Source organism: Desulfocicer vacuolatum DSM 3385, from assembly GCF_900176365.1.
GTDB classification, from domain to species: domain Bacteria; phylum Desulfobacterota; class Desulfobacteria; order Desulfobacterales; family Desulfobacteraceae; genus Desulfocicer; species Desulfocicer vacuolatum.
In genome coordinates, this window is the sequence record NZ_FWXY01000007.1 from 127,268 (window position 1) to 152,306 (window position 25,039).

General features: G+C 48.2%; 19 protein-coding genes. 9 read left to right on the top strand and 10 right to left on the bottom strand.

Going from position 1 to position 25,039, the window contains the following annotated elements; genetic code table 11:
• Positions 1 to 3: 3 nt before the first annotated feature.
• On the bottom strand, positions 4 to 1,572 hold the full coding sequence (gene murJ / locus B9A32_RS08320; protein WP_084068332.1) for a murein biosynthesis integral membrane protein MurJ: 1,569 nt from the start codon (positions 1,570 to 1,572) through the stop codon (positions 4 to 6).
• Between the two features lie 48 nt (positions 1,573 to 1,620).
• Here murJ and B9A32_RS22310 point away from each other — a divergent pair, with 48 nt between their 5' ends.
• The 5 genes from B9A32_RS22310 to B9A32_RS08340 all read left to right on the top strand — a co-directional run bounded on the left by B9A32_RS22310 (position 1,621) and on the right by B9A32_RS08340 (position 6,036).
• A complete protein-coding gene (locus tag B9A32_RS22310) occupies positions 1,621 to 1,749 on the top strand; it encodes a hypothetical protein (protein ID WP_269749007.1) in 129 nt (42 codons plus the stop codon).
• A 345-nt stretch (positions 1,750 to 2,094) separates the two neighbouring features.
• Positions 2,095 to 2,379, top strand: coding sequence for a hypothetical protein (locus tag B9A32_RS08325; protein ID WP_084068333.1), 285 nt, complete (start codon positions 2,095 to 2,097; stop codon positions 2,377 to 2,379).
• A gap of 46 nt (positions 2,380 to 2,425) precedes the next feature.
• A complete protein-coding gene (locus tag B9A32_RS08330; RefSeq protein WP_084068334.1) occupies positions 2,426 to 3,748 on the top strand; it encodes a M48 family metalloprotease in 1,323 nt (440 codons plus the stop codon).
• Entirely contained in the window at positions 3,745 to 4,203 is a 459-nt protein-coding gene (locus tag B9A32_RS08335) for a pyridoxamine 5'-phosphate oxidase family protein (RefSeq protein ID WP_084068335.1), read from the top strand. Before B9A32_RS08330 ends, B9A32_RS08335 begins: the two co-directional genes overlap by 4 nt.
• Positions 4,204 to 6,036, top strand: a complete 1,833-nt coding sequence (locus tag B9A32_RS08340; RefSeq protein ID WP_084068336.1) for a UbiD family decarboxylase — start codon at positions 4,204 to 4,206, stop codon at positions 6,034 to 6,036.
• Positions 6,037 to 6,069: 33 nt separating this feature from the next.
• Here B9A32_RS08340 and B9A32_RS08345 read toward each other — a convergent pair whose 3' ends face one another.
• The 4 genes from B9A32_RS08345 to acs all read right to left on the bottom strand — a co-directional run bounded on the left by B9A32_RS08345 (position 6,070) and on the right by acs (position 12,451).
• Positions 6,070 to 6,732: a site-2 protease family protein gene (locus B9A32_RS08345; RefSeq protein ID WP_084068337.1), complete on the bottom strand. Its 663-nt coding sequence runs from the start codon at positions 6,730 to 6,732 to the stop codon at positions 6,070 to 6,072.
• A gap of 195 nt (positions 6,733 to 6,927) precedes the next feature.
• The gene (locus tag B9A32_RS08350; RefSeq protein ID WP_084068338.1) at positions 6,928 to 8,217 is read right to left on the bottom strand and encodes an L-lactate MFS transporter; all 1,290 of its coding nucleotides are present in this window, start codon (positions 8,215 to 8,217) and stop codon (positions 6,928 to 6,930) included.
• A 93-nt stretch (positions 8,218 to 8,310) separates the two neighbouring features.
• Positions 8,311 to 10,215 carry a propionyl-CoA synthetase gene (locus B9A32_RS08355; RefSeq protein WP_084068339.1) on the bottom strand — a complete coding sequence of 635 codons (1,905 nt, stop codon included), beginning with the start codon at positions 10,213 to 10,215 and terminating at the stop codon, positions 8,311 to 8,313.
• A gap of 205 nt (positions 10,216 to 10,420) precedes the next feature.
• Positions 10,421 to 12,451, bottom strand: a complete 2,031-nt coding sequence (gene acs / locus B9A32_RS08360; RefSeq protein ID WP_084068340.1) for an acetate--CoA ligase — start codon at positions 12,449 to 12,451, stop codon at positions 10,421 to 10,423.
• Positions 12,452 to 13,250: 799 nt separating this feature from the next.
• Here acs and B9A32_RS08365 point away from each other — a divergent pair.
• A complete protein-coding gene (locus tag B9A32_RS08365; RefSeq protein ID WP_084068341.1) occupies positions 13,251 to 13,904 on the top strand; it encodes a lactate utilization protein in 654 nt (217 codons plus the stop codon).
• Between the two features lie 166 nt (positions 13,905 to 14,070).
• Here B9A32_RS08365 and dinB read toward each other — a convergent pair whose 3' ends face one another.
• Positions 14,071 to 15,231 (bottom strand): DNA polymerase IV, encoded by a 1,161-nt coding sequence (gene dinB, locus B9A32_RS08370; RefSeq protein ID WP_084068342.1) that lies wholly within the window; start codon positions 15,229 to 15,231, stop codon positions 14,071 to 14,073.
• A complete protein-coding gene (locus B9A32_RS08375) occupies positions 15,228 to 15,656 on the bottom strand; it encodes a secondary thiamine-phosphate synthase enzyme YjbQ (RefSeq protein ID WP_084068343.1) in 429 nt (142 codons plus the stop codon). Before B9A32_RS08375 ends, dinB begins: the two co-directional genes overlap by 4 nt.
• 194 nt (positions 15,657 to 15,850) lie before the next feature.
• On the opposite strand from B9A32_RS08375, the gene B9A32_RS08380 reads away from it, so the two are divergent.
• The 3 genes from B9A32_RS08380 to B9A32_RS08390 are packed head-to-tail and all read left to right on the top strand — an operon-like array spanning position 15,851 to position 19,830.
• Entirely contained in the window at positions 15,851 to 17,791 is a 1,941-nt protein-coding gene (locus tag B9A32_RS08380; protein WP_084068344.1) for an extracellular solute-binding protein, read from the top strand.
• Positions 17,754 to 18,809, top strand: a complete 1,056-nt coding sequence (locus B9A32_RS08385) for an ABC transporter ATP-binding protein (RefSeq protein WP_084068345.1) — start codon at positions 17,754 to 17,756, stop codon at positions 18,807 to 18,809. Before B9A32_RS08380 ends, B9A32_RS08385 begins: the two co-directional genes overlap by 38 nt.
• Positions 18,802 to 19,830, top strand: a complete 1,029-nt coding sequence (locus B9A32_RS08390) for an ABC transporter ATP-binding protein (RefSeq protein ID WP_232367088.1) — start codon at positions 18,802 to 18,804, stop codon at positions 19,828 to 19,830. The genes B9A32_RS08385 and B9A32_RS08390 overlap by 8 nt, the downstream gene beginning before the upstream one ends.
• Positions 19,831 to 20,046: 216 nt before the next feature.
• Here B9A32_RS08390 and topA read toward each other — a convergent pair whose 3' ends face one another.
• The 3 genes from topA to secF form a co-directional block, all read right to left on the bottom strand.
• Positions 20,047 to 22,332, bottom strand: coding sequence for a type I DNA topoisomerase (topA, locus tag B9A32_RS08395; protein WP_084068346.1), 2,286 nt, complete (start codon positions 22,330 to 22,332; stop codon positions 20,047 to 20,049).
• Positions 22,329 to 23,456 (bottom strand): DNA-processing protein DprA, encoded by a 1,128-nt coding sequence (gene dprA, locus B9A32_RS08400; protein WP_084068347.1) that lies wholly within the window; start codon positions 23,454 to 23,456, stop codon positions 22,329 to 22,331. Before dprA ends, topA begins: the two co-directional genes overlap by 4 nt.
• Before the next feature lie 448 nt (positions 23,457 to 23,904).
• Positions 23,905 to 24,939 (bottom strand): protein translocase subunit SecF, encoded by a 1,035-nt coding sequence (secF, locus tag B9A32_RS08405; protein WP_084068348.1) that lies wholly within the window; start codon positions 24,937 to 24,939, stop codon positions 23,905 to 23,907.
• Positions 24,940 to 25,039: the final 100 nt, after the last annotated feature.

Below are 25,039 nucleotides of genomic sequence, written 5' to 3' on the forward strand. Positions count from 1 at the left end.
TGATCATTTAACCCTGGCCATTATCTTTTTTGTGAACAATTGAATTTCCTCAATTTTCAGCAGCACCCCACTGCCCACAAACAGACCCGTAAAAACAGCAGTGGTTGCCATGCACATGGCCAGGGCTCCGGGGACGGTGGCAACATTGAAGATATGGGTCAGGGGCCGGGACAAATTAAGGAGCAGCCACCCGATAGCCATGCTTATCAGCCCAATTTTAATGAAAAACAGGTAAACACTGCCCCCTTCACGGTTATTACTTTTCCGGTTCCACAGGGCAAATAAAAGCCCTGTCTGGAAAATGGCACCCAGGGTCAGGGCCAGGGCAATACCCCGGGCACCCATAACATGCATGAGGCCGTAAAAAATCGGCAGGCTGATCACAACTGCGGCAGACCCCACAATGGCAGGGAACCAGGTGTTCTGCATGGCATAATAACCCCGGACCACAACCGTCTGGGCTGCAAAGGCAACGGTGCCTGCCATGAGAAAGGGAAGTACCCGGGAGGTCAGTTCGGTGGCTGTGGCATCAAATTGCCCTCTCTGGAAAAGAAGAAATACAATTTCCTGTCGAAGCACCATGACCAGCACGGACACGGGAATCACCAGAATCAAAAATTTCAAGGTGGTGTTTAAAAGTTGATTGAGTTCGTCCATATTTCCTTGTGCTGCCAGTTTTGCCATAAAAGGGTAGGAGGCCACCCCCACGGCCTGGCCAAACAGTCCCACCAGGATGAACATCACTCGCAACGCGTAATTAAGGGCTGCAATGCTGCCTTCTTCCAGAAATGAGCCAAAATATTTCAGCAGGATTTCCGTGGAAAAGGTCATGGTCAACCCCACCATCAACGGAAGGGTTAAAAGGAGATATTTAATAAAATCAGGGTGGGTAAGGCTGATAAAGGCAGAAAGTTTCATGCCGCATTTTTTTGCTCCGATATATTGCAGTAAAAAATTACCCGCAAAGGCACCCAAAAGGACCCCCCAGGCAAACCCTTCCATGCCAAGGGTGGGACCCAGTAAAAGCCCGCCAAGAATAATACCAAGATTATAGATAAGGGGGGCCAGGGCCGGTATCATGAACTGTTCCCGGGTAAACTGCACTGCCATGAAAAGTCCTCCGGAAAAAAAGCACAGCTGGGCCGGCATGATGATGCGTGTCATGCGCACGGCCTTGGCAAACAGCACAGGATCAGTGAGCCCCGGGGCAAGCAGTGATACCAGCTGGGGGGCAAAACAAAAGGCCATGATCAGAAATAATAATAAAAGCGCCCCAAAGGTATTGAGAATGATGGAGAGGATTTCCCAGCCGCCTTTTTCATCCTTTTGGGCCAGATAACCGGAAAAAATAGGGATAAAGGTCACAGATAAAAAACCGCTGGCCACCACATGATTGAGTATTTCAGGAATAATAAAGGCCACCTGGTAAGCATCCACACCCCCACCGGCACCGCCTGCATAGGCAATGGTCATCTCCCGGAACAGTCCGATGATACGGCTTGCAAATACAGAAGCCATCATTATGAAAGACGCCACCCCGATTTTTTTAAGGGTGTTTTTGCTGGATGTCATTGGTTGTCCTTGATATTTAAATTTTTATGTTGTGGGAGGTGTAGCATAATGGAAAATGAAATAAAAGAAAAACAACCCGGGATTCAGTTGCCAGTATCATTCATCCATAACACAAAGGATAAGGATGTGTGGCTTTTTTTTGATTCAATGGCTTTGATGAACCGGGGATGTGCCTGAAAAAGGTTTGACTCCTGTTTTTTGCCGACCTAATATATGGAATAATTGCCATGGGTAGACCGTATTCTGAATTCAGTCAGCCCATAACAAAGCTTGAAATACGCCCCAGATCAGCGAGGCATTTGATATAACGGGCATCTCCTGTGGGACACAACAAATATAGGGTCGTAGACGCGGAGCCAAATGTTATTGTACCGCCGCCCCCCCCCCGATGGGCAATGGTCCCGGACCGGAACTGTAGACAGCTCAATTGTCCGGTTCCTATTACCCATCGGGGGGGCGGCTCTGTTGAGGTTGCCCTGGAGGCTGTCGTTTCATCTAAAAAAACAAAATATTGGAGGAACAATGGATATAAATAAATTTACGTTTCTGGGAATTGTCTCCTGGATCGGCGGGCTTGGGATTTTGTTATTTCAAGGGATCGCCCAGGCCATGGATAAAGATAATCAATGGACAACCCTTTTTCTGGGAGGGTTGACAGGGGATTTTCTGGGAGGCCTGCCTGAAAAAATTCCAGTGGAGATCCTCCAGACCGGTTTAAATTTTATCATGTATGAGATGCCCTTTTACCAGGTACTGCTGGGGGTGGGGGGGATTTTTGTTTTGCTTGGGATGTTTATCAATGATTAATTTATCCGCCCATAACATTTTTTGAAAAATCACAGGAGGAAAAAGCATGGAAAACAACAGCGGTGTCATGACCCGTCGACAATTCCTGCAATTGTCCACCATTGCGGGTGCCGCCATGGTCACCGGATGTGCAGTGAACCCGGTGACCGGAGAAAATCAATTGATGATGGTGTCCCGGGAGACAGAGATCTCCATGGATAAACAGCAGTCACCCTATCAATTTTCATCAGATTACGGCGTCTTGCAAAACAGATCCATCAACGCCTATATTGCCGGTGTGGGAAATAAACTTGCATCAAAAACCCATCGGCTGGATATGCCCTATTCCTTCCGGTGCGTCAATGCCACCTATGTCAATGCCTATGCCTTTCCCGGGGGCAGTATCGCTGTGACCCGGGGAATTTTACTGAAACTTTCCAACGAGGCCGAGCTTGCGGCCTTACTGGGCCATGAACTGGGCCATGTCAATGCCAGGCACAGTGCAGAACAGATGTCCAAGGCCAGTCTTTCCTCTTTACTCATCGGCGGTGTGTCTGCGGTGATCGGTGCAAAAAATTCCCAGCTGGGGGAGTTGACCCAGAAGATCGGCATGGTGGGGCAGGGGGCATTGCTTGCCCGCTACAGCCGGGACAATGAAAGGGAGGCAGATGCCCTGGGAAATGAATATATGGTGGTCAGCGGCTATTCCACAAATGGCTTTGTGGGGTTGATGGCATTGCTCAATCGCATGAATGAAGGACACAATGATGCCTCCCAGATATTATTTTCCACCCATCCCATGAGTTCGGAACGATACGAAACCGCCATTGCCATGGCTGGGGGGAAATATGCATCCACCCGGACCTCCCCCTTGTACCGGGAGCGCTACATGGATACCATTGCGCCGTTGCGTGCCCAGGAAAAACTGGTAACGGCCCTGCAAGAGGGCGATGCTTTTATGGGGCAGAAAAAATACGACCATGCCAGGGCAAGTTATCAACGGGCCGTGAAAATAGACAGTCGTGATTACACCGCCCGGGTGATGCTGGGCCGGTGTCTTTTGGTCCAGAAAAATTACAGAGATGCTTACACCCATGCCCGCCGTGGCCATGAGATCTATCCCACCGAGGGGCAAGCATGCCAGGTGGCGGGATTTGCAGCCCTTCAGCTTAAAAAATATAATAATGCCCTTAAATATTTTAATACCTATGACAGGTTGCTGCCCGGTAATCCCACCGTTCTTTTTTTCAAAGGTTATTCCCTGGACGGGATGAGTCAAGTTGAACCGGCTGCCCGGCAGTATGCAGCTTATCTTGGCAAGGTCCGGCAGGGGGAGTATGCGGCCCATGCTTACAAGCGCCTTAAAAGCTGGGGATATATTAAAAATTGATCAACTGGATGGCAAGGGTTGAAAAGATGGTTACCTCCTGCAAGGTAATGACCCTTGCCGTTGCTTTAAAACAAGGGGCATGGTCTTCCCCGGTTTATTATCTATACCGGCATAAGGCCTTTTATTTTTTTTCAAGCCCAGATTCCCGGCACATAAGGATAAGTCGGCAAATGCCCGGCAGGGTAGGGGCCTCTATCTTTGAGGATGACCCCTCTTTTGATGACATTAAGGGGGTTCAAATGCAGGGAATCATTGAGCCGGTAAAAAAAAACAAACAAGGGCTTGGTGCAGCCGGAGCCTATCTCAAAAGGTTTGCCATATCCCACGACAAGGTGGATGCCATGACTTTTATTAAAGTGCAGTACCGGGCATCTTTTTATCGATTTGTTCCCCATACCCTTGTCTATATGGACAATGGGGTGTCCATGGGATTTAAAAAAGAACTGGAGATTTAAATGGGATTTAAAAGCCTTGGGGCGTGTGTTGAATTTTTGGAAAAAAATGGGGATCTGGTGCGTATCAACACCCCCCTTGATCCAAAGCTTGAGATGGCAGCAGTGCATAACCGGGTGTTTGAAGCAAAAGGGCCTGCCATTTTGTTTGAAAGGGTCAAGGGAAGTAAATTTCCTGCGGTCTCCAATTTGTTTGGTACCCACAGGCGGGCCTTGTCCATACTGGAACCGGAACTGGAGCGGGTCAGCTGTCTGGTGGGGCTTAAATTTGATCCGTTGCAAGCACTTTACGCTCCTGCATCGGGATTCAAGGCCCTGTCTGCCCTTTGCCATTCGCTTCCGTGGCAGCAAAAAAAAGGTCCGGTTCTGGCGGGGCAATGCACCCTTTCAGATTTGCCTGCCATCCGTTGCTGGCCCGGGGACGGCGGAGGATTTATCCTTTTGCCCCAGGTGTTTTCCATGGACCCGGATAAACCCGGGATTTTAAATTCCAACCTTGGCATGTACCGGATACAGCTGGATGGCAATGATTATGTGAAGGACAGGGAGGTGGGGCTGCATTATCAAATCCACCGGGGCATTGGGAATCATCATACCCGGGCCCTGAAACGGAGAGAATCACTTCCGGTGTCCATTTTTGTGGGGGGGCCTCCGGCCCACACCCTGGCGGCGGTGATGCCCCTTCCCGAAGGTTTGCCCGAGGTGGCCTTTGCAGGGGCCCTGGCCGGTAGACGCTTTCGGTATGGCAAAAGAGGGAGGCATATTGTTTCCATGGATGCCGATTTTTGCATCACTGGCAGAGTGACACCGGGTAGAACAAAAAAAGAGGGCCCCTTTGGGGATCATTTGGGGTATTATTCCCTTGCCCACGATTTTCCTGTGCTGGAAGTCACAGGGGTTTTTCACCGTAAAGGGGCCATATGGCCCTTCACCGTTGTGGGACGTCCCCCCCGGGAAGATTCCGTTTTTGGAAAAATCATCCATGACATCACCGCAGATGCTGTTCCCAGTACCATACCCGGTGTGACAGCCATCCATGCGGTGGATGCTGCCGGGGTGCATCCTTTGCTTCTGGCCAAGGCCATGGAGCGGTATGTGCCTTATGAAACCCGTCAACCACGGGAACTGTTGACCCATGCCGGTGCCATACTGGGGTTTGGACAGCTCTCCCTTGCCAAATATCTTATTATCTGTGCCCATAATGATCGCCCGGACCTTGATATTAACGATACCATGGAATTTTTCATGCATGTTCTGGAGCGCATTGATTTTAAAAGAGATCTTCATTTCCACACCACCACCACCATGGATACTCTGGATTACTCCTCACCGGAATTGAACAGCGGCTCCAAGGTGGTCTGGGCCGCAGCCGGTACAAAAAAGCGGGAATTGTTGCGCTATTGTCCGGGTGAGTTGAAGCTGCCCCGGGTATTTTCCATGGTAAAACTGGTGGCCCCGGGCATGATGGTGATCCAGGGCCCGGCATTCAAAGATTACAAAAAGGCAGAAAAAGAGATCAATGATCTTGCCGGAATTTTGAACCGTCAGGAGGTGTTTTCAAGATTGCCTCTGGTGGTGGTGGTGGATGATGCCGTTAAAACTGCTGAAGATTTTGACACCTTTTTGTGGGTTGCCTTTTCACGTTCCAACCCCTCCCATGACATTTACGGGGGGGGAAGTTTCACAGCATTTAAACATTGGGGATGTGAAGGGCCTTTGATCATTGATGCCAGGATAAAGCCCTTTCATGCACCGGCACTGGAGCCGGACAGTGAGGTTGAAAAAAAAGTGGATGATCTGGGAAAAAAAGGCGGTCCCCTGTATGGCATTATTTAAGAACGTTTTGGGCATGCATTGCATTGATTTGTTTCAGGGGCTTGAAATGAATTTAAAAATGGAGATGACCACAGGGTCCATGTAGCGGTTCAAGATGGTAACTCCATTCATTCTCATGGCCAGAATCAATAACACCACAAGGTAGGGAGATGTCATCATAAAAAGATGCGCTGCATTGCCGGTTTTTATTTTTTGCGAAAAAAAGAAAGAAAATACGGATGATCCGGCCAGGGGGGGCAACGGAAGAATATTAAACACAAAGACCATGAGGTTGACGGCCACCACAATGGAAAAAACCTGATCTTCCAGACCCCATTTGGCCATGATCCATACAATACTGCCGGCGATTCCCGCCAGCATTAAATTGGCAAAGGGGCCGGCCATTCTGATAATCATGGGGTCAAGGGTTTTATGCCGCAGCTTGTTATGGTCAACATTTATTGGCTTTGGCCAGCCAAAACCGCCAATGACAAAACAGAGCATTCCGGAAAGACTCATGTGAAGTAATGGATTAAAATGGAACCGATCCTTGGGGGATTGTCTGGTATCGCCGAGTACCGTTGCCGCCATGGCTTGGGCCTCTGCATTCACGGTGATGGAAAGCAGCACCGCCACAAGGAAAATAACGGCCTGGTCAAATTGAAAATGATTAAAGTCGAGGATGAACGGAATGTGTATGGGGGATGTTTCAACCATGTGTGATCTCTTTCCAAGGAGCCCCTTGCTGTAAAAAGTAACCCTGAAGGCGGACAGAATATGCTGCCTTCAGGGGAAATGTTTTTGCATGGCGCTGTGTCAGTGGATGGCATTTATTTCATTGTGATACTTTGCCTGTGATTCAATGAATTTTACAGTGAATCTTTCAATGATACAAGTCCATGTGTATATTGATTAACCTGTGTATTGGGGTTTGGTGGTGAGCTTGGCCAGGATAACCCCTGCCACAAGAAGACCGCCGGAAATGTAAAATGCCAGGTCCAGGCTGCCGGTGACATCCTGAATCACACCGCCCACCCTGGCCATGAAGAACCCAAGGCCCCAACCGATGAAGACCAGGCCATAATTAAATCCCAGGTTTTTTGCACCAAAAAAATCAGCGGTAAAAGAGGGCATCAGGGAGAGCCCGCCGCCATACTGCCAATAGGCAACGCCGACAACCACAAATAATAGAAACAGATTTGCCGTGGAGATGACATAGGGCAGGACAAAAAGGCAAAGGGCAGACACACCGCAGTTAAGGCAATAGGCGTTTAAACGACCGATCTTATCTGAATAAAAGCCGGTTCCCACACGGCCTGAAGCATTCACCAGCCCGCCAAAGGAAACCAGAATCCATGCATTGGCAGCGAAAAAGGGCATATCTTTGGCGGTTTTCATCATCAATCCCTTGGCAGAGCTGATAATGAGAAGACCTGACTGGGTGGTGAGGATGAACATGAAGACCAGGGCATAAAACTGCCATGTTTTCATCATGTCACCGGCTTCCCAATTGTGTGTTTTTTCCGTGGCCTGGGTGGTGCCTACGCTGGATGCTGCTGAGGGAGGAACATAACCCTCCGGGGGTGCTTTGAGCATCTGGCCGGCAATGACAACAATCACAGCAAAGAAAGTACCAAGGGCAACAAAGCTTCCGGTGACCCCATAGGCATCAATGAGTTTCTGGCCCAGCCAGCCGATGTAAAGGGCGGCACCGCCGTATCCACCCACCACCAGTCCTGCAATGAGTCCTCTTTTTTCCGGCCCAAACCATTTTAACGCAGCCGGTGTCGGGGCAGCATATCCAATACCCATGCCGGCACCGCCAAGGATACCAAAACCGATGATCAGGCCTGTGTAACTTTTCATCATACCGGCAATGATACAGCCGGCAGCCAGAAGAAGTCCACCAACGGTGGCACCGAATTTGGGGCTGATTTTATCCTGGATCCTGCCTCCGGGAATCATTAAAAGTGCAAAGATAATAACACAAAGGGAAAATGGGGTTGCTGCCTGGGCATTGGTCAAATAAACCCAGCCTTCATTGATGCCGGTCATGGCCTGACCTGCTTTATCAACATTTACCAGTGCAGATTTCCAGATGCTCCAGGCATATAGAATACCAAGACAGAGATTGATCGCTGTACCTGAAAAGGTCGTTATCCAGGCCTGTGTTGGGACTTTTTCAATTGTTTGAGTACTCATGCGTATCTCCTTCTTTGCTAAGGGGTGGGTTAAACCAATAATCCCTTAGTGAAAATTTGTTTAACCCAATTTTGTTTTCAAGTGTTAGCTGTTTCAGGTGGCCTTTGCCCCATAACCGATCTGGCCAAGGCTTTCTTCAATTTCTCCAAGAATGGTTGGATCATCAATGGTTGCCGGTGTTTTGTATGCCTTTTTATCGGCAATGCTTCGCATGGTGCCCCGGAGGATTTTTCCGGAGCGGGTCTTGGGCAGGCGTTTTACCACGGTGGCTGTTTTGAACGCTGCCACCGGTCCAATCTGTTCCCGGACCATTTGAACTGCCTCTTTTATGATATCGGCATGATCCCTTTCAACGCCGGCATTGAGTACCAGCATTCCCAAAGGTACCTGCCCTTTTAATTGATCCTCCACACCCATGACAGCGCACTCAGCCACATCCGGATGGTTGGCAAGCACCTCTTCCATGGCACCGGTGGAGAGCCTGTGACCGGCCACATTGATGATGTCATCGGTGCGGGTCATGACATAAATATAGCCTTCTTCGTCAATATAACCGGCATCTGCAGTTTTATAGTAGCCCGGGAATTCTTCCAGATAGGCTTCCACATATCTGTCATCGTTCTGCCACAGGGTGGGCAGGGTACCGGGGGGCAGCGGCAATTTCACCACAATGGCTCCAATGTCACCGGCTTTAACAGGATTGCATGCCTCATCCACCACCTGGACATCCCAGCCGGGGACTGCCTTGGTGGGGGAGCCTGCTTTAACGGGAAAGTGATGCAGTCCTTCGCAGTTGGCGGCAATGGCCCAACCGGTTTCTGTCTGCCACCAGTGATCAATCACCGGCACATTGAGTTTCTCTTCAGACCAGTGCAGGGTATCGGGGTCTGTTCTTTCTCCGGCAAGGAACAACACCTCAAATTTTGACAGATCATAATCTGCAATCAGTTTTCCCTGGGGATCTTCCCGTTTAATGGCCCTGAAGGCGGTGGGGGCTGTGAACATACTCTTGACATTGTACTCTGAAATCACCCGCCAGAAGGTTCCGGCATCGGGGGTTCCCACAGGTTTTCCCTCAAAAAGAATGGTTGTGGCCCCCTGGAACAATGGTGCATACACAATATAGGAGTGGCCAACCACCCATCCGATATCCGATGCAGCCCAGTAGACATCCCCGGGATCAATGGTGTAAATGGCTTTCATGGTCCACTTTAATGCAACCATATGACCGCCGTTGTCCCTTACAACCCCTTTGGGTTGACCGGTGGTGCCGGAGGTGTAAAGAATATAGAGTGGATCTGTGGCCATCACCGGAACACAATCGTGTGGAACGGCATCTTTCATAAGTTCTGCCCAGTCAAAATCCCTGCCCGGTTTTAATTCAGCCGTCTCCATGGGACGCTGAAAGATAATGGTGGCATCGGGTTTTGATTCAGACATATCAATGGCTGCATCCAGCAATGGCTTATAAACAATTTTTTTAGCCACCTCAATGCCACAGGATGCAGATACAATGACCTTGGGTTTTGCATCATTGATCCGGGTGGCAAGCTCATTGGCGGCAAATCCACCAAAAACAACGGAATGTACGGCACCGATGCGGGCGCAGGCCAGCATGGCCATGGCTGCTTCAGGGATCATGGGCATATATATGATAACCCTGTCACCCTTTTCAACGCCCTTGGATGCCAGTACTCCGGCAAATTTAGCCACTTCATTCCTGAGTTCTGCATAGGTGTATTGCTGTTTGGTATCTGTCACCGGACTGTCGTAAATCAATGCGGTTCTATCACCGTTTCCATTGTCAACGTGCAGATCCAGGGCATTATAACAGGTGTTCATTTCACCGCCGGTGAACCAGCGATAAAAAGGTTTATTGGAATCATCCAGTACTTTGTCCCATTTTTTATACCAGTGACACGTTTCGGCAATGGGGCCCCAGAAGGCTTCAGGATTTTGAATGGAGAGTTCATACGCATCTGTATAGGCATTTGACATTAGTAATGGTCCCCTGTGTATCAGATTAAAGTGTGTGCCGGCATTGTGCGTGGGATAACATTGCCGGCAATGTAAAATTAAAAAATCAGGAGCATGTGTAAAAAACGCTTGTAAACCTCATCGGTTTTTCACATTTTGTTATGGGCGGCCCCGGATTGAAAAATTCTGGACCGCCCATGGCAGGTCTTAAGGGTTAAAAACCGTATCAGCCCTGCACCATGGTTCTGATTGTTTCAACAACTTCGGGATTGGCAAGGGTCATGACATTCCCCACATCGCCTTTGTTGGAGATGGCTCCCAGTACACGTCGCATGATTTTTCCGGAACGGGTTTTGGGCATATCAGGAACAAGCCATACTTTTCTGGGTTTTGCAATTTTGCCGATCTGTTCACAGATGGCATCTGATATTTTCTGGGCGATTTCATCACTGGCTTCATATCCCGGTTTCAGGGAAACATAAAGATCGGGCTCTTTACCTTTGATGTCATGGGCAACGGGAACAACTGCCGCTTCTGCCACTTCCTCCACCACAAGTGAGGCAGATTCAATTTCCTTGGTCCCCAGCCGGTGGCCGGATACATTAATAACATCATCAATCCTGCCCAGAATTCTGTAATACCCGTCTGCAGACTTTGTGGCGGCATCACCGGCAAGATAGGGCCAGTCACGCCAGTCTTTGCTTTCAGGGTTCTTGCAATAACGGCCAAAATAGGTGTCAACAAAACGGTCTCTGTCGCCCCAGATGGTTTGGAAACAGCCCGGCCAGGGGTTCTGGATGCAGATGTTGCCTGCAATGCCCGGCTGGGTGACTTCATCTCCGTTGTCATCAAGAATAATGGGATGAATGCCCGGAACACCCGGTCCTGCACTTCCCGGTTTCATGGGTTTAATACCGGGGACGGTGCTGCAGAGAAAGCCGCCGGTTTCCGTCTGCCACCAGGTATCAACAATGATGGCTTCGCCCTTGCCCACAGCAGACTCATACCATTTCCATACTTCCGGCTCAATGGGCTCGCCCACGGTGGTCATGTGTTTAAAGTGGTATTCATATTTAGCCGGTTCATCCGGACCGATTTTTCGCAGTGCACGAATGGCGGTGGGGGCGGTGTGAAAGATGTTTACATCCAGTTCCTGGGCAATTCGCCATGAGCGACCGGCGTCGGGATAGGTGGGGACGCCTTCGTAGATAACCGTTGAGGCGCAAAGGGCAAGGGGACCGTATACAATAAAGGAGTGTCCTGTGATCCAGCCGATATCAGCCATGCACCAGTAGACATCTTCAGGGTGGATATCCTGGATATATTTTGACATGGCTGTTACATAGGACAGGTATCCGCCGGTGCTGTGCTGGCATCCTTTGGGTTTACCGGTGGTGCCGCTGGTGTACATGAGAAACAGTGGATCCTCAGAAAGCATCTGCTCCGGTTCTATGCGGCTTCCGTAGTAGTCTTTCACCACTTCGTTTACAAAGTAATCTCGGCCGTCAACCATGGGGGTTTCTGAAGAATATTTTCCGGGATAGCGTTGCCATACCAGTACTTTATCAACCACCTGTCCCTCTTTGGCCGCAAGTTCCACGGCTTCGTCGGCGTTGACTTTATGGTTTAATAAATTACCGGATCGGTAATAGGCGTCCATGGAGATCAGTACCCTTGAATTGGAATCAATAATCCGATCGGCACAGGCACTTGCTGAAAATCCACCAAACACCACGGAGTGGATTACACCCAGGCGGGCACAGGCCAGCATGGTGATGGGAAGCTCTGCAGACATGGGCATGTGAATGGTGACCCGGTCTCCCCGTTTTAATCCGGCAAAATCCCTTAACAGAGCTGCAAATTCATTTACCCTGACATACAGTTCCTGGTAGGTGATATGATCCACCCGTTCTTCTTCAAGTTCAGGTACAAAATGGATGGCTGTTTTGTTTTTGTTGTCTTTCAGGTGACGGTCTATGCAATTATAGCTGGCATTTAACTTGCCCCCTTTAAACCACTTCCAGCAGGGCGCATCGCTGGTATCAAGGACTTCATCCCAGTATTTGTACCAAGTGAGCATTTCTGCGAATTCGACATAGCATTGGGGGAAATTATCAAGGCTGAAGCGATCAAACACTTCAGGATCGGTAAGATTTGCCTGGCCGATAAATTTAGTGGAGGGATAGTAATACTCTTCTTCCTGCCAGTGTACAGCAATCTGTGCCTCGGTGGTCTCTTGAATTTTTTTGTCGCCCATGAATTGTCTCCTGCATTTTAAAGTTTTAAATGGTTAAAATCCCAAGAAATCAACAAAAATTGGTTGCCATCACCTCCTTTAAAAAATATAGATTATTTTAAAAAATGAGCTTTAAGTTTCAATTTGTCTAAAATTTCAGAGATGCTTTATATCGCCCGGCGCTACATTAATATTTTGCTTTAAAGGGCACATCATGTTTGTATGATAAAAAATTGTTAAAGGCCATGTAAAACGAATTTTATAGCCATTGAATTTTACAATTTGTACAATATAGCCCCTTCCCCATGGAACGTCAGGGGAATACTGAAAACATCGCGGATGTTATGATTTTAATGAATCATATGGATATTGTTTGTTTTGAATTTGTACGATGCGAAATAAGTCATAATGGAATCTGTATCCCGGGTTGATATTTATCAACGTAATAATAAGGAATGTAATAAAGATTTAGGGGAGAATGGTTCTGTCTCCCTTGGGCTTGTGATCTTTAGACTATTTTCAGGTAAAATTGTATTGTTTTAAACAATCAGGTATCAATTTGAGTTGAGACTAAAGTCTTAAATAGCGCCAGAAGCAAGGACGAGAAAGAGCGAGAGTAAATTATAAATTTCTCTTTTGCTGAAGCTGATTCATATCGTGTATTTGACTATAAAAAGAAATAATTATTTAGTCAACACAAATTTTAAAAAAAAGAAATAAATTTTCATCAGAATAAATTTGATAACTGTTCACAATTTCGGTACTATCTCCAAGGCTGGAAATATAAGTGCAAAACAGATCACCATGGAGGAATAAAAATATGAAAAATCCCATTAATGTTTATTGGAGCAAAAGACTGGAACAGGTGAAAAAAAATCTTGAGTCCAATAATTTTGAAGTTTACATTGCAGACACCTCAGAGGACGCTAAGAACATCGCCCTTGATAAAATTATTCCGGAACTTTCCCCCAAAAGTGTTTCCTGGGGAGGCTCCATGACCTATGTATCCACCGGTCTGTTCCATGCATTAAAAGACAGTCAGGACATGGAAGTGTTAAATACCTTTGATAAGAGCCTTCCCATTGATGCACAAATGGAATTGAGACGCCGCTCCCTTCTGGTGGACCTTTTTATTACAGGAACCAACGCTGTCACAGAATCCGGGCAATTGGTGAATCTGGATATGATCGGTAACAGAATCGGTGCCATTACCTTTGGACCTAAGAATGTAATCATTTTTATGGGGAGAAATAAAATCTCCTGTGATCTTGATGACGCCATGTATCGCATAAAAAATTATGCAGCGCCTGTGAATACCATGAATCTTGATAAAAAAACGCCGTGCAGGGAAACCGGATTCTGCCAGGATTGTAAAAGTCCCGATCGTATTTGTAACACATGGACCATCACAGAAAAATGTTTTCCCCCAAAACGGGTGAAAGTCATATTAATCAATGAGGACCTCGGATTTTAATAGATCTTATTTTGATTCGGTTTTTTCCACAAAAAAGTTTAAACTACGCCCTGATTTGTGTACCCGTTTATATGAAATACTCCGCAAATGAGGGGCGTATTTCAAGCTTTGTTGTGGGCAAAGCCGGATCAGAATGCGGCCTGCCCATGGTAGCTATATGGAACGATCATGGACATTTGTTTAAGGATGCCTTGGTGACAATACCGTGGCCAAATTTTTTTGTAATGGCATCCACGGTTTTATCCACTTTCTCCCATTTTTCCGTGGGAGGCACCGTGGATTGAAACAGATCCAGTTGGCTGTAGGGTTTTTCTTTTGTGAGGCCCGAGCCCCCAAGTCCGATTAATCGTATGGGTTTTGTGATGTTGAAATTTTTCGCAAGGACCACGGCCATGTCATAAATTACAGAAGATGCACAGGTGGGGGGATTTACCTTTACCTGGCGGGTTACCTGGGAAAAATCGGAAAATTTAAGTTTAATAAAAACGGTGGCAGCAAAAAAATGGTGTCTTCTCAGGTCCCGTCCCACAATTTCAGCGTGCTTGAGTAATTCTTTTTTGATACTTTCTGCATCGGTAATATCCATATCCAGGGTGGATTCACTGGATATGGATTTTTTTTCTTCCTGAACCTCCACCCGGGAGCTGTCAATTCCCCGGGACAATTCTGACAGCCGCAAACCGAATTTTCCAAATTTTTTTACAAGGAGTTGGGTTTTAAAGCGCCTCACGTCCCCCAACGTCTCAATGCCCAGAAGTTTCATTTTTTCCATGGCATTTTTACCCACACCGGGAACTTTATGAATGGCAAGGTTATGAATAAAGGATCGGGTTTCATGCTTATGGATGACGGTAATACCATTGGGTTTGTTCATGTCAGAAGCAATCTTGGCCAGAAATTTCATGGGTGCCACTCCAAGGGAGCAAGTGAGACCGGTTTGTTTTACCATGCGGTTCTGTATGGATACGGCAATTGCTTCAGGGGAGCCGGACAGGCGGGTGCACCCCGAAACATCCAAAAAAGCCTCGTCAATGGACACAGGTTCCACGCACGGTGTGTATTGTTTTAACAGTTCCATGATGAAAAGGGATATGTTTTTGTATTTTTTTTTATCAGGGGGCACCACAATGAGGTCTGGACATCTTCTCAAAGCCTGGAACATGGGCATGGCAGAATGGATTCCCAGCTTTCTTGCCTCATAACTTGCCGTTGAGACCACACCTCTTCCGGATGCTCCCCCCACAACAATGGGTTTACCCCTGAGATGTGGATTGTCCCGTTGTTCCACAGAGGCAAAAAAGGCATCCATGTCCATGTGGAGAATCATTTTGAGGTCGGGGTCAGCAAAGTGGGAAATTGCTGATCATGGATAAAGGTCAAATTCACCCTGCGGGTTCTTGGGCCGTCAAATTCACACAAAAAGATACTTTGCCAGGTTCCCAGCACCAGGGAGCCTTTTTCAACGGGAACCAGCTGGAAAGCACCCATAAAGCTGGTTTTCAGATGGGCCGCAGAATTGCCTTCCATGTGTCGATAGTTTCCCGTCCATGGAAAAAGACCGTCAAGACTGTTAATAATATCTGTTTTCACATCTGGATCGGCATTTTCATTGATGGTGATACCGGCAGTGGTGTGCATGGAAAATACATGAACCAGACCCGAGTCCATGGCGGCATCTGTCACAGCCTGCTGAATCTGCGGGGTGATATCCACAAGCTGGGTGTGTTTTCGTGTGGCGATGGTGATATGCATGTGCTTGCCTTTTGTTTAATTTAATCACAGAATTAAAGAATATGTTTAATTTACATGAAAATAATCCCATTGTACAGCTGTGGCATGTCAATTTAAAAATTCATTTGTTTGAAATCCTGGCTGTGTCGTTGTATATATAAAGCTTTGTTTCACCTGTATGGGGTATTCAGCATTCATAAATTTATGGGGACGTGATGAGAAAACAACGGAATCAATGGAGCGCCGTTTCTGTGAAAGTGCTGGCCATTGTTGTACTTTTTGTATGGGCCGGCTGCGGTAATGATGAAAAAGAGCAAAAGGCTCCCACTGATTTGAGCAATGAGGGTGTGCAGGTTGAATCCAGTGTGGAAGGCAGTAAAAAAAACGCCGGAGGGCCCAGTCATGGCGTGACAGCCGTACTTCCGGAGGGCATTGTCTGGCTTACCAACGATTTTGATCCTGTTTTTTCATCCCCCAAAGCGCTAAAAGGGGGGCAGCTTCGATCGGCCATCCTAAGTTTTCCCATGACATTCAGAACCGTGGGACCCGATGCCAACGGCAGTTTTAGAAGTGCTGTTCTGGATAACCAGCTCTCCCTTGTGAATATTCATCCCAACACCGGTAATATCATACCGGAACTTGCCACCCACTGGGCCTTTGGAAATGATAATAAAACAATGTATTTCCGGTTGAATAAAAAGGCAAGGTGGTCCGATGGCACCTCTGTAACCGCCTGGGACTTTGCCTATACCTTGACTTTCATGCGTTCACAGCACATTGTGGCGCCCTGGTACAATGATTATTACACCAAAGAAATTGAATCGGTGACGGTTTATGATGATTACACCCTGGCTGTTAAAAGCACCAAGGCCCAGCCGGATCTTCACTTAAGGGTTGCCATTGCTCCCACACCACAACACTTTTATGGTACCCTGGATGAAAATTTTGTCCATGAATATAATTGGGAAGTGGTGCCCAACACCGGGGCCTATCAGATTTCCGATTTTAAAAAGGGAAAATATATCCATTTTCTGCGAAAGAAAAACTGGTGGGCCAGTGATTTAAAATATTTTAAAAATCGCTTTAATGTGGACCTGGTTAAGTTCACCGTTATCCGGGACTTTAACATGCTCTGGGAATATTTTAAAAAGGGGCGGGTGGATCTGTTTTCCCTGACCATGCCCAAATACTGGTACAACAGATCAGACACCGATGTGGTGAATAAAGGGTATGTAAAACGCATCTGGTTTTTCAATGATACCCAGCAGTCGGCATCGGGATTGTGGCTCAACTGTGACAAGCCCGTTTTCCAGGATGTCCGGGTGCGCTACGCCTTTGCCCATGCCATGGATGTGGACCGGGTGATTGAAAAGGTACTCCGGGGAGATTACTTCCGGCTGGACCAGGCCTATGTGGGATATGGTGATTATACCAACCCCGGGATCAAACCCCGGAATTTTTCCATAGAAAAGGTGGAGGCCCTGATGACAGAGGCTGGATGGCACCGGGGCAGTGACGGTATCTGGCAACGTGATAATGTTCGATTTTCCGTGGAGGTCACCTATGGGTTTGAGGGGCACACCCCCCGCCTGGTGGTTTTAAAAGAGCAGGCCCAAAAGGCCGGTGTGGAGTTGCGGCTCCAGAAATTGGACAGTACAGCTGCTTTTAAAAAATTTCTGGAAAAAAAGCATGATGTGGCCTGGATGGGATGGAGCACCTCCCTTCGTCCTTCATATTGGCAAAGCTGGCATTCGGACAATGCCCATGCTGTACAGACCAACAATATCACCAACACCGATGATCCTGAACTGGACAATTTAATTGATCAGTACAGAGCAAGTCTGGACGAGGAACAGCGCAAAACCCTTTCCCAAAAAATCCAGGCTGTGATACATCGCCAAGGGGCCTTTGTGCCCACATTCATGGTTCCTTATGTTCGCCATGGTTTCTGGCGCTGGATGCAATTGCCTGAATTCCACGGGACCAAGGTGTCAGACGCTTTGTTTGATCCTTTTTCTGCCATGACAGGGGGACTGTTCTGGTTTGACCGGGATATACATGAGCAAACCCTGGCTGCCATGAAACAGGGAAAAACCTTTCCCCCTGAAACCATTGTGGATGATCATTTCAGGCCCGGAGGCCATGGTGAACAATAGGGTGTGTTGCTCTCCGGAAACAGGAGCTGTTTTTCCCCTGCTGCAGGTGGATGGCCTTGTTACGGCCTTTGACACGGAAAAGGGCTGTGTGAATGCCGTGGACGGTGCCTCATTTTCCATGGCCCCGGGAACGACATTGGGCATTGTGGGGGAGTCCGGGTGTGGGAAAAGTGTCACAGCCCTTTCCATCATGGGGCTTCTACCCCGACCTTCCGGACGGATTGTATCCGGGCACATTGTGTTTGACGGCAAAGATCTTCCCACGCTTTCCCCAAAGGAGATGCAGGCCATCCGGGGCAGACGCATGTCCATGATTTTCCAGGAACCCATGACGGCATTGAACCCTGTGCAACGCATTGGATCCCAGATCAATGAAATTTATGCCATTCATTTTCCCGGCATGACAAAAAAACAGCGCACCAGGGGCGCTGTGACCATGCTTTCCCAGGTGGGAATTGCTGAACCGTCAATGGTGATGAATAATTATCCCCACCAGCTTTCTGGAGGGATGCGTCAACGGGTGATGATCGCCATGGCCCTGGCATCCTCACCGGATATTCTCATTGCCGATGAACCCACCACAGCTCTGGATGTAACGGTCCAGGCCCAGATTCTGGAATTGATAAAGGAGCTCCAGGGAAAAATGGGCATGTCTGTGATGCTCATCACCCATGATCTTGGGGTCATTGCCGAGAACTGCGATGATGCCGTGGTGATGTACGGGGGCAGGGTGGTGGAGCGGGCAGGGGTGAAGGATTTGTTTAAAAATCCCTTTCATCCCTACACAAAGGGGCTCATTTCATCCATACCCGGTCTGGCTGAAAAGCCAAAATCGCTGCTTCCCACCATTAAAGGCCGGGTGCCCTCCCTGGATAAAATGCCCTTGGGATGTCGTTTTTCCAATCGATGTCCCCATGTCATGGATATCTGCCACACCACCCCCCCTCCAGAAACATTGGTGGGAGTTTCCCGGGGACATTTTGCATCTTGTTATCTTCCGGGGGAAAGCCGTGACTGATTCCAGAAAACATGACCAGGCCAACGGGGCCGTTGAGACTTCCCTTGATTCCGGTAATATCCTGAGCGTCTCAGGGCTGACAAAGCACTTTCCTGTGCGAGGCGGGATTTTTCTGGGGCAGACAGGGGTGGTGCATGCGGTGGATGATGTCTCTTTTTCCATAAAAAAAGGCGAAACACTGGGCCTTGTGGGGGAATCCGGATGCGGAAAAACCACCCTGGGAAGATGTGTTATGGGGCTCTATCCCCCCACCGCAGGTAAGGTGTTTCTCCATGGTAAAAATATGGCCCTGGAAAATTCCCGGCAGATGAAATCCATGCGTTTACAGATGCAGATGATCTTTCAAGATCCGTTTGAATCCTTGAATGCCAGGCATACCGTTGGAGAGATTCTCCGGGAAAAATATATTATTCATGGTAAAAAAAGGGTGGGAACCGATCAAGAGATTAAAACCTTGCTGGAGCGAGTGGGGTTATCCGGGGATGACATTCATCGGTTCCCCCATGAATTCAGCGGTGGCCAGCGCCAGCGCATCGGCATTGCCCGGGCCATCTCCTTGAATCCCCGGGTGGTGATATGTGACGAGCCGGTATCGGCCCTGGATGTTTCTGTTCAGTCACAGATTCTCAATTTAATGGTGACGCTACAGCGGGAGATGGGGCTGACCTATCTGTTCATCTCCCATGACCTTGCCGTTGTCAAGCATGTGTCCGACCGCATTGCCGTGATGTATCTGGGGAAAATTGTGGAGTTTACAACGGCCCGGGCCCTTTATAAACATCCTTATCACCCGTATACCCGGGCTCTTTTATCTGCCATTCCCCTACCGGACCCCCTGGCCCGGAAACAGCGCATTATTCTCAAGGGGGAGGTGCCCTCCCCTGAAACTCCCCCACCGGGATGTCGATTTCATACCCGCTGCCCCCATGTCATGGATATATGTTCCACAAAGGAGCCGAAGCTGAAACCATTAAAAGTGCAGGGCAGCCCTCATTTAACGGCCTGTCATCTGTACTTTTGATACTTTAGATTGCGATGTTCAATTGCCTTCAGCAGAGCCCCCCCCGAGGGGTAATAGGAACCAGCCAATGGAGCTGTCTACAGTTCCGGGCCGGGACCATTACCTCTCGGGGGGCGGCATAATACCATTTGGCTCCGCGTCTACGACCCTATATTCGTTATGTCCACCAGGACATGATGCCCGTTTATATGAAACAAAGAGTCCTATGGTGTTAAATTATTCCCGGGTCTCTTCCACCTTTTGTTTGTATCCACATCCTTTGGTGGGACATTTTAAAATTTTTCCTTCTTTTTTCGTCTCCTTTTCCACCAGATAAAGGGAGTCACACTGGGGGCAAGGCAGGTTAACCGGTTTATCCCAGGAAGCAAAGGTGCAGTCGGGATAGCGGTTGCACCCATAAAATATTTTTCCCCTGCGGGAGCGCTTTTCCACAATTTTCCCCTGGCAATCCTTTTCCGGACAGTCAACGTTGATTTCAGCCCCGGCCTGATCTCCAAAAACCGATTCTGTGTGTTTACAGTCAGGATACCCGGTGCAGGCAAGAAATTCTCCGTACCGTCCTTCTTTTTTCACCATGGGTTTTCCACATTTTTCACAATCCTTTACCTTGGTGTTGTCCACCTTGGTTTCATGGATTTCGATTTTGCCCTTTTCATCCCGGGTGTAGTTGCTTGAAAAGGTGCACTCAGGATATCCGGTGCAGGCAATGAAGTGACCGTTTCGGCCCATTTTAATATTGAGCGGTTTTCCACAAAGGGGGCATGTAAGATCAGTGGACATGCCAACGCCCTTGACACTGAGCATATTTTCCTGGGCATATTCAAGTTTTTCTTTGAAAGGTGTGTAAAATTCATTGAGAACATCAATGGCTTTGGTGGAGCCGTTTTCAATGCTGTCCAGGTTATTTTCCATCTTTGCCGTAAAGGTGGCATCCAATATTTCTGGAAACGATTCCACCAGCAGCTCATTGACGATGAACCCCAGCTCATTGGGCATGAAATAGCGTTTTACAAGATCCACATATCCTTTGTCCCGGATGGTGGATAAAATAGAGGCATAGGTACTGGGGCGGCCAATACCGTTTTCTTCAAGCTCCTTGACAAGGGAGGCTTCTGAAAATCGCGGGGGCGGTTTGGTGAAGTGCTGTTTGGGGATGATCTGTTTTAATTTGAGAACATCTGCCTTTGTCATCTCCGGCAGGAGTTGTTTTTCCTTTTCTTTTTTGCCATTGGCATCATCTGTGCTGTAAAGGGCCATGAAACCCTGAAATTTCACCGTGCTGCCCCCCACGGTAAAGGTGTAGTGGCCTGCCTGGATGGAGATGGTTTTCTGGTCAATGAGGGCCTGGGACATCTGGGAGGCCATGAACCGTTTCCAGATAAGATCATAAAGTTTAAACTGGTCCTGGCTGAGAAATGGCTGAACCTTGCCCGGTGTGTTCAACACCGATGTGGGACGGATGGCCTCATGGGCATCCTGGGCTTTGTTTTTATTTTTAAAATACCGGGGAGAATCAAGGGAAAATTCTTTTCCAAACTTTTCCCGGATCAGTTCCTGGGCTGCCAGGGCTGCTTCATCGGCAATACGGGTGGAGTCGGTACGCATATAGGTGATGAGACCTTCGGGGCCGCCGGAACCGATTTCAATGCCTTCATAGAGCTGCTGGGCCACCATCATGGTCTTTTTGGCAGAAAACTTTAAACGGTTGATGGCATCCTGCTGCATCTTACTGGTGATAAACGGAGGCTGTGGGTTCCTTTTAATGGTTTTTTTGTTTATTTTTTCCACCACAAAGTCGCTGGATTCCAGCTCCTTTACAATGGCAGCCGAAGTATCGCCATCGGGGATGGCAATTTTTTTACCGTCTTTCCGGGCCAGCTGGGCCGTAAATTCAGGAGGGGTGTTTGCGGTGAGATCCGCTGCAATGGTCCAGTATTCCTGGGGTTCAAAGGCCCGGATCTCGCGCTCTCTGTCACAGATGATTTTAACGGCAACAGATTGAACCCGTCCGGCACTGAGTCCGCCCTGGACCCGTCTCCACAGCAGTGGAGAGATCTGATAGCCCACCAGCCGATCAAGGGTTCTTCTGGCCTGCTGGGCTTCGTATCGGTCTGTATTTAGGTCCATGGGATTGTTCAGTGCATCGGTGATCCCCTTTTTTGTGAGCTCATGGATGAGAACCCTGTAAAAGGATCTGCCTTTTTTTTTCAAAATATCCGCAGCATGGAATGCAATGGCTTCCCCTTCGCGGTCAGGGTCAGGGGCCAGATAGACGGTGTCGCTGTCACCGGCCAGTTTTTTCATGGCCTGGATTACCTTGGATTTTCCCTTGATCTGGAGATATTTGGCTTTGAAATCCTTTTCAATATCAATGCCCAGCTCTTTTTGGGGAAGATCCTTTATGTGCCCTGCAGTGGCAGTGACATTGTACTTTTTCCCAAGATATTTCTTAAGGGTCTTGACTTTGGTGGGGGACTCGACAATTAGAAGTGGTTTGCTCACGGTGTTTCCTCTACGGTGAAAAAAAATTTTCCCGGTGTCTGTTTGATCACACCTTTCAGTTCCAGGCATAAAAGTGATGCATTGACTGCCCCTGCATCAAGGCCGGAGGTTTCGATGATGGTATCTATGTGGACGGGATAGGGCCCCAGGCAATTAAGAATCTTTGCATGGACGCTGTCCGGTTCTAAAAAATGGGTTTCTGTTCCACCCGGAGCAGCAATGGGCTGGGATGGAGGGGATTGGTGCACCAGGTGGCCCAACTCCTCAATGACATCCAGCTCGTTCTCCACAAGTTTGGCTCCCTGTTTTAAAAGGGCATGGGTCCCGGTGCTTTTAAAGGAGTGTATGCTGCCCGGTACGGCAAACATTTCCCGGTTGTATTCGGCGGTGAGCCGGGCCGTGATGAGTGAACCGCTTTTGGCTGCGGCCTCCACAACAACGGTACCGGTGGACATGCCAGCAATGATCCGGTTTCTCATGGGAAAATGATGGGCATCCGGTGAGCTGTGAATGGGCAATTCTGATATCACTGCACCGTTGTCTGCAATCTCATGGTAAAGTTGTCTATTTTCCCGGGGGTAGATGATTTTTAAGCCGCACCCCATCACGGCAAGGGTCCTGCCCCGGGCATGGATGGCACCTTTGTGGGCCGCAGTATCAATGCCCATGGCCATGCCGCTGACAATTTGAAACCCCCGGGCTGCAAGTTTGCACCCCAGCTTAAATGCGGTGTCAATGCCATAGGCCGTTGCCTGTCGTGATCCGACAATGGCAATGCAGGGAGCGATATTATCAAGGGTGCCAAGGTAGGTCAGGATGGGGGGTGGGTCTGGAATGTGCAGGAGAAGTTCCGGGTAATGGGGATCAGTGAGGGCAGCAATTTTAAAGCCGCAGCGTTCAATGGCACGAATTTCATCATCGGGGCAATGGGTTCGATTTTTGTGAATACCTTTGAAAATCCGGGGCCCCATGCCTTTGATTGCCTTGAGTTCATGGTCCGGTGCGTCAAATACCCCCTGGGGTGATCCAAAGGTTGTGATCAGTCGTTTAAACGTCACACTTCCCAGCCCGGGAACATTTTTAAGCGCAAACCAGGGTCTATATTTATCAATGAGCCCGTTCATTTGATGGAGTTTTGTGGGTTTCGGGTTTCATAAAAAAATAGTTGATATACTCCTTGCAGGTGATATCCCCATTGTTCAAATATCCGGTAAATTATCTTTTTTATATGAAATACTCCACAAATCTGTGGAGTATTTCTGCTTTTGTTGTGGGCGGAACGAGGTCAGAATAAGATCTGCCCGTGGCAGTTATATAGAATGCAGCCTCCAAGGCAAGCTAAGGCAGAGCCGCCCATCTGATGGGCAATAGGAACCGGATAATTGAGCTGTCTACAGTTCCGGTCCGGGCCCATTGCCCATCGGGGGGCGGCAGTATAATACCATTTGGCTCCGCGTCTACGACCCTATATTTGTTGTGTCCCACAGGACATGCCCGTTATCCGGGTCTATTAACATATCAAGTGCTATGTTAATAGAATAAAATGGATGAATATGGGGGGCAGCCGAATATTTACCGGTTTTTTTTGTCCGTGAGAAGTACAATGGGACTTGCAACAAAAACAGATGAATAGGTCCCGATGAGTACTCCGGCAATCATGGCAAAGGCAAAGTTATGAATAATTTCTCCCCCCAGAAACAGCAGGGAAAAAAGTACAATCAATGTGGTCAAAGAGGTCAGGATGGTCCGGCTCAATGTCTCATTGATGCTTTTATTGATAATTTCCATCATGGTCAGTTTTCTGGCCTGGATGTTATTTTCCCGGATTCTGTCAAATACAATGATGGTATCATTAAGGGAATAACCGATAATGGTCAACAATGCAGCAATGATGGGCAGGGAAAACTCATAATCCAATATGGAAAAAAGGCCCACAGTGATAAATACGTCATGGATCAGCGCCACAATGGCTCCCATGGCATATTTCAGCTCCAGATACCAGAACAGTACCAGCGTGACAAGCAGGGCCGCTGCAATGAGAATGGGCATACTCATGTTAAAGATGGATAAAAAGTATACGGCTGACATCAATGCACCGGCAGTGACACCGGAGAGAACCCATTTCATTTCAAAACGACCTGAAATATAAATGGTGATGAAAAGCAGTGAGTAGAACATGGCAAGCAGGGCCTGTTTTCTCAGGTCCTTTCCCACCTGGGGACCCACCATCTCCACCCGTCGAATATCCGGGGCAGAACCGGTGGCACTTTCCAGGGCCTGGGTAATGGCCTGGGAAAATCCCTGGCCGGTCATGTCCGGTGTGCCGGTTCTTATGAGAAATTCATTTTCACCGGGGTTACCGAAATTTTGAACAGAGGAATTGGCAATGCCGATCTGTTCAAGGCCTGAGCGTATATCCTGGATGGCAGGGGTTTTGTCAAATTTTACCTGCACAAGGGTGCCTCCGGCAAAATCAATGCCGTAATTGGGACCCTGGTGGATGATAAGCGAAATAAAACTGATGATTACCAGGGCCAGGGAAAAAGAAAATCCCAGTTTTCGTTTTCCTATAAAGTCAATGCTGGTGCCGGGTTTGATAAACTGCATGGATGTTTATCTCCTTTATATGAAATACTCCGCAATTCAGGAGCATATTTCAAGCTTCGTTGTGGGCAGATCCGGATCAGACTACGGTCTGCCCGTGGCA